The sequence below is a fragment of the Cupriavidus sp. 10L43_2 genome (assembly GCF_056395265.1).
Genome location: NZ_JBFTJE010000002.1, coordinates 455,071 through 461,517 on the forward strand (window position 1 = coordinate 455,071; position 6,447 = coordinate 461,517).

Annotated in this window: 5 protein-coding genes; 1 reads left to right on the plus strand and 4 read right to left on the minus strand. The window is 67.1% G+C overall.

What is annotated here, in order from left to right:
- Positions 1-1,632 (plus strand): PepSY-associated TM helix domain-containing protein, encoded by a 1,632-nt coding sequence (locus AC1DEL_RS04400; protein ID WP_441591143.1) that lies wholly within the window; start codon positions 1-3, stop codon positions 1,630-1,632.
- A gap of 49 nt (positions 1,633-1,681) precedes the next feature.
- Here AC1DEL_RS04400 and AC1DEL_RS04405 read toward each other — a convergent pair whose 3' ends face one another.
- From AC1DEL_RS04405 to rimO, 4 genes are all read right to left on the minus strand, one after another.
- Positions 1,682-2,893: a cystathionine beta-lyase gene (locus tag AC1DEL_RS04405; protein ID WP_477125290.1), complete on the minus strand. Its 1,212-nt coding sequence runs from the start codon at positions 2,891-2,893 to the stop codon at positions 1,682-1,684.
- Positions 2,894-2,981: 88 nt separating this feature from the next.
- Positions 2,982-3,584: a hypothetical protein gene (locus tag AC1DEL_RS04410; RefSeq protein ID WP_092292944.1), complete on the minus strand. Its 603-nt coding sequence runs from the start codon at positions 3,582-3,584 to the stop codon at positions 2,982-2,984.
- Positions 3,585-3,616: 32 nt separating this feature from the next.
- Positions 3,617-4,801: a beta-ketothiolase BktB gene (bktB, locus tag AC1DEL_RS04415; RefSeq protein WP_477125291.1), complete on the minus strand. Its 1,185-nt coding sequence runs from the start codon at positions 4,799-4,801 to the stop codon at positions 3,617-3,619.
- A 103-nt stretch (positions 4,802-4,904) separates the two neighbouring features.
- On the minus strand, positions 4,905-6,296 hold the full coding sequence (gene rimO, locus AC1DEL_RS04420) for a 30S ribosomal protein S12 methylthiotransferase RimO (protein ID WP_369823384.1): 1,392 nt from the start codon (positions 6,294-6,296) through the stop codon (positions 4,905-4,907).
- Between the last annotated feature and the right edge of the window lie 151 nt (positions 6,297-6,447).

Genomic DNA, 6,447 nt, shown 5'->3' on the forward strand with positions numbered 1-6,447 from the left:
ATGAAACCCAATACCCTCCGCCTTTACCAGACGCTGCATACCTGGGTCGGCCTGATGGCCGGCTGGGCGCTCTTCATCGCCTTCTTCGCCGGCGCCATCACGATCTTCCACCACGAGCTGCACATCTGGCAGAACCCGGCCCGCCTGGAAGGCCGTCACGCCACCGAGGTCCACGTGGAGGGCCCGGCCGTCGACGCCTTCGTCCAGAAGCTGGTGGCCGTGCATCCGGATGCCGCCGCCAGCGTCTACGTGGCCCTGCCGAGCAAGGAAGAGCCCGATTTCAACGCCTACTGGCAGGACAAGGCCGGTGCGTGGCACACCATCAATGGCACGGCGCTGAACGGCGACGCCGCCGCGCAGCGCAACACCTCGCTCGACCACGTGACCGGCGAGCTGTCGGCGTTCCTGAACTCCCTGCACTACTCGCTCGGCCTGGGCCAGAACGGCACCTACTTCATGGGCGTGATCTCGGTGCTGTACGGGCTGGCGCTGGTGTCCGGCGTGCTACTGCACCTGCCGCGCCTCAAGAAGGACCTCTTCGCGGTGCGGCCGGGCCGCAACCTGAAGCGGTTCTGGATGGACGCGCACAACGTGATCGGCCTGTTCAGCCTGCCGTTCCACATGGTGTTCGCGGTCACGGGCGCGTTCCTGTGCCTGTCGCTGGTCATGGTGATGGTGTTCAACGCGCTCACCTTCAACGGCAAGCTGTTCGAGCAGGTGCCCACCGCGATTGCGGCCACGCCGGAAATGACGGCGGCCGGACGGCCTTCGCCGACCATGCCGGCGGCGCAACTGCTGGCCATCGCGCGCGAGCATGGCGGCGAACGCTTCACGCCGGAAGCCATCCGCTTCCAGCGCTATGGCGATGCCAATGCCGTGGCGGAAGTCCGTGGCGACAGCGAGCGCGCGCTCGGCAATGGCGGCTCGGTGGGCATCCACGCGGCGGCCAACGAGCCGAACGCGGGCAAGCTGATCGCCAACCAGACCCCCGGCGCGCGCGACACCAATCACACGCTGTATAGCGGCGTCTTCGCGCTGCACTACGGCACCTACGGCAACCTGCCCGTGCGGATCTTGTACCTGCTGGCCGGTCTGGCGGGCGCGTTCCTGTTCTATTCGGGCAACCTGCTGTGGATCGAGTCGCGCCGCAAGACGCGCCAGGCCGAGCAGCCGCGCGTGCATCGACTGCTGGCGCAGGCCACCGTGGGCGTGTGCATCGGCACCTGTATCGGCGTGGCGCTGTGCTTCCCGGCCGCGCTGCTGTGGCCTGAGCGCGCCGTGAGCTATGTGTTCTGGCCGGTGTTCCTGCTGGCGGTGGGCTGGTCGCTGGTGCGTCCGCCGGTGCGGGCGGCCGTCGAGCTGCTCTATGTGGCGGCGCTGGCCTCGCTGACTGTGCCGCTCGCCAATGCCCTGCTGACCGGCGACCACTTCGTCGTGGCCGCCCTGCACGGGCGCTGGGGTGTGGCGGGCTTCGATATCGGCGCCATCGCGCTGGCAGTGGGCTATGTGGTGCTGGCCCGCGCCACCCAGCGGCGCGCGCACAACGGCCCGGCGGAATCGGTCTGGGCGCTGCGCCCGGCTACGTCCGAGCAAGCCGCGCAGCCGGCCCTGCGCAAGGCCGACGCGTCCTGATGTGCCGGCGTCTCTCCCCCTCGGGGAGGGACGCCTTCTGCTTCCCTCTTCAGCGCAGGTGCTTTTCCATCGCCTGTTTCAGGTCCGCGATCAGATCGCGTGAATCTTCCAGGCCGATGTAGAGCCGCACCAGCTCCCCCGCATTTTCCCAGCCAGCCGGCGGCCACGTGCCCGCCGGGCGCATGCCCTCCACGTGGTACGGCACGGCCAGGCTGTGCGCCCCGCCCCACGACCAGCCAATCGCATACAGCTTCAGCGCCTCGACGAAGGCATCCACCTGCTCGCGCCCAAAACGGCTGTGCAGGATGATCGAGAACAGCCCGCTCGCGCCGGTGAAGTCACGCCGCCATTCGGCATGGCCGGGGCAATCGGGCAGCGCGGGATGCAGCACGCGGGTCACCTCGGGCCGCTTGGTCAACCATTCGGCAATCTCGCGTGCGGCGCGGTCGTGCGCGGCCAGCCGCACCGGCATGCTCGCCATGCCGCGCAGGACCAGGAAGCAGTCATCGGCGGACACGCCCCAGCCCATCACCATGCGCGTGCGCTTGAGGCGGTTGTGGAGCGATTCGTCGGCCGTGATCACGGCGCCCATCAGCACGTCGCTGCCGCCCGACTGGTACTTGGTCAGCGCCTGCACCGAGACGTCGATGCCCTTCGCGAACGGCTGGAAGTAGACCCCCGCCGACCATGTGTTGTCGATGGCCGTCAGCACGCCGCGCGCCTTGGCCGCTGCGACGATGGCCTCGGTATCGGGCACCTCCATCGTCACCGAGCCCGGCGACTCGAGCCAGATCAGCTTGGTGTTCGGCTGGATCATCGAGGCGATACTGGCACCCGCCATCGGATGGTAGTAGCGCACGCTCACGCCGAATTCGCGGGCCAGCCACTCGCCATGGTCGCGATTGGGGCCGTAGACGTTGTCCGGCACGAGCACATCGTCGCCCGACTTCAGGAACGCGAAATAGACCAGCGAGATGGCGCCCATGCCAGACGGCAGCAGCAGGGTCTGCCGGCCTCCTTCGATCTGGGCGAGTTGCTGGCACAGCGCCTCGCTGGTGGGCGTGGCGTGCAGGCCGTAGCGCCAGTACGTCTTGGTGGGGTCGCCATAGGCGCGCAATTCGTCCAGATTGCGGAAGACCACGGTCGAGCCGCGATAGGTCGGCGTGGAAAACGAATCAAAGCCCGGCGCGATATCGAGTTCGGGCTGGACGGCGAGCGTCTGGAGATAGCGGGACGAGTCGGATTGGGAATGGTCGGACACGGCGAGTTCCTCGTTTTGCGGGAGGTCGGATCAGACGTCCGAGCTTACCAGCAAATGCCGGGGTGGCCGAGGGGCCACCACGCCGATGTCAGCGCGAGTTGCCGATCGAGATCGAGGATTTCGGCACGAGCGGCGCGTAGGTGACGCCGCTGCTGGGCCGCATGTCGAACGGGGGAATGACGAGATAGCCGCCGAGGGGGCGGATGAAGAACGGCAGCACGATGGCCGGGTTGAAGGCGTCGGTCCAGGTGCCGCTCACCGCGCCATTCTGGTCGATACGGCCTTCCCAGTTGCCCGAGACACGCGTGCCGTCATCGGACTCTTCCATCAGGAAGGCGCCTTCGTTCCATTCGCCGGACAGCAGGCGCACACCGCCCTTGCCGTCGCCGGACGCGTATTCGCCCTGCAGGCTGTCGCGGGTGTCGGTCTTGGCGCCCACGCGCAGCCGCACTTGTTTGTCGCCGACGTTGCCGACGTAGACCGGGAACTTCGCGTACTCGGAGCGCGGCGCCAGCGAGCCCACCGGGCCCGAAGACAGCGACGTCCCGCGCCGGGCTTCCCCAGCGCGGATCGCGTCGTTGATGCCGAGACTGCCCTGCCCACCCGTCGACAACGACTCGCCGCCAGCCGCCTGGGCGGCCAGCGGGACGAACACCGCAAACGCGGCCACAACGGTCAGGCGGAAAGGCATCGGACGCAGCAAGGCAAACCCCGGATCAGGACTCAGATACGCTCAAAGATAGCAGCAATGCCCTGGCCACCGCCAATGCACATCGTCACGAGCGCATAGCGGCCCTGCACGCGTTGCAGTTCGTGCACGGCCTTGACGGTGATCAGTGCGCCGGTGGCACCGATCGGATGGCCCAGCGAGATGCCCGAGCCGTTCGGGTTGACCTTGGCCGGATCGAGGCCGAGCGCCTTGGTCACCGCGCACGCCTGGGCGGCGAAGGCTTCGTTGGCTTCGATTACATCGAGATCCTTGACCGTCAGGCCGGCGCGTTCGAGCGCGATCTTGGTGGCCGGCACCGGGCCGATACCCATGGTCTTCGGGTCCACACCGGCGTGGCCGTAGGACACCAGGCGCGCCAGCGGCTTCAGGCCGCGGCGCTCGGCTTCGGCGCGCTCCATCAGCACCACGGCGGCGGCCGCGTCGTTCAGGCCGGACGCATTGCCAGCCGTCACCGTGCCGTTTTCCTTGACGAAGACCGGCTTGAGCTTGGTCATGTCGTCGATGGTGGCGTCGTGGCGCACGTGCTCGTCGGTGTCGAACACGACATCGCCCTTGCGCGACTTCAGCGTGACGGGAACGATCTGGTCCTTGAAATGGCCGGCCTTGATGGCGGCGGACGCGCGGCGGTGCGACTCCAGCGCAGCCTCGTCCTGCTGGGCGCGCGAGATGTCGTACTCCTTGGCCACGTTCTCGGCCGTCACGCCCATGTGGATGGCGTGGAACGGGTCGTGCAGCGCGCCGAGCATCATGTCGACGAGCTTGGCATCGCCCATGCGCGCGCCCCAGCGCGCCATCGGCGCCACGTACGGCGCGCGGCTCATGCTCTCCGCGCCACCGCCGATGGCCACGTCGGCATCGCCGAGCAGAATGGTCTGGGCAGCGCTGATGATGGCCTGCAGGCCCGAGCCGCAGAGACGGTTCACGGTCAGCGCGGGGGCGTTGATCGACACCCCGCCGTTCACGGCCGCCACGCGGCCCAGGTACATGTCCTTGGGTTCGGTCTGGATCACATTGCCGAATACCACGTGACCGACGTCATCGCCGGACACATTGGCGCGGGCCAGCGCCTCGCGCACGACCAGCGCGCCCAGATCGGTCGGGGCCAGGTCCTTCAGGCTGCCGCCGAAGGTGCCAACTGCGGTGCGCACACCGCTGACAACCACCACTTCACGCGTCATGTCTTGTCTCCATGAGTTCATGTTGCGGCGCACAGTATAGTCCCGGCCACCCCAAAACGAACGACCGTACTTTTACCTAATGTCCCGGACCCGACAGTGATCTTTAGACCACTTCACCCCACAGGTCGTGACCATCGGCACCGGTGATCTTCACGTGGACGAAGTCGCCGGTCTTGTAGCGTTGCGAGGGCTTCGCGGCCGGGTCGATATAGACCAGACCGTCGATCTCGGGCGCATCGGCCGACGACCGACCCACGCCGCCATCCTGGTTCACTTCGTCCACCAGCACGCGCAGCGTTTGGCCAACCTTGCGCTGCAGGCGGCGTGCGGAAACTTCCTCGGCCACTTCCATGAAGCGCGCGCGGCGCTCCTCACGCACGGCGTCCGGCAGCGCGCCGGGCAGGTTGTTGGCGGTGGCGCCGTCCACGGGCGAGTAGGCGAAGCAGCCCACGCGGTCCAGTTCGGCTTCGGCGATGAAGTCCAGCAGCGTCTGGAACTCTTCCTCGGTCTCGCCCGGGAAACCGGCGATGAACGTGCTGCGGATGGTCAGCTCGGGGCAGATCTCGCGCCAGGCGCGGATGCGATCGAGCGTCTTTTCGGCATTGGCCGGGCGCTTCATGCGCTTGAGCACGTCCGGGTGGGCATGCTGGAGCGGCACGTCCAGGTACGGCAGCACGTTGCCCTGCGACATCAGCGGAATAATCTCATCCACGTGCGGATAGGGGTACACGTAGTGCAGGCGCACCCAGGCACCGTACTGGCTGGCCAGCTCGCCCAGCGCGCCGACCAGTTCGGTCATGCGGGTCTTGAGCGGACGGCCGTTCCAGAAACCGGTGCGGTACTTCACGTCCACGCCATAGGCGCTGGTGTCCTGCGAGATCACCAGCAGTTCCTTGACGCCCGACTTGAACAGGTTTTCCGCCTCCAGCATCACTTCCGCCACCGGACGCGATACCAGATCGCCCCGCATCGACGGGATGATGCAGAACGAGCAGCGGTGATTGCAGCCCTCGGAGATCTTCAGGTAGGCGTAGTGCTTGGGCGTCAGCTTGATGCCGGCCGGCGGCACGAGGTCCGTGAACGGATCGTGCGGCTTGGGCAGGTGCGTGTGGACGGCCTGCATGACCTCGCCCAGCGCATGCGGGCCGGTCACGGCCAGCACCTTCGGGTGGACCGACGAGACGATGTCATGCCCGGCCGCATCCTTCTTGGCCCCCAGGCAGCCGGTGACGATGACCTTGCCGTTCTCGGTCAGGGCCTCGCCGATGGCGTCCAGGCTCTCCTGCACGGCTTCGTCGATGAAGCCGCAGGTGTTGACCACGACCAGATCGGCATCGTTATAGGTACCGCTGATCGCGTAGCCTTCGGCACGCAGCTGGGTCAGGATCTGCTCGGAATCCACGAGCGCTTTCGGACAGCCCAGGCTGACAAACCCCACGCGGGGCGAATTGGCTACGCCGGCCGCGTAAGCCGTTGATTTTTCGTCACTTTTCACTTGTACTTCCTGACTGCATCTTGTGGGGGCCGGCGCAAGGCCGAAGGTGGGGCGAATTCTAACCCAGGGCGGGCAATTGGGCGTCGTGATGCAGAAGCGGGAGCCACTCGCTTCATGACAAACGACATCGCCGCGCGCGCCTCATTCCAGG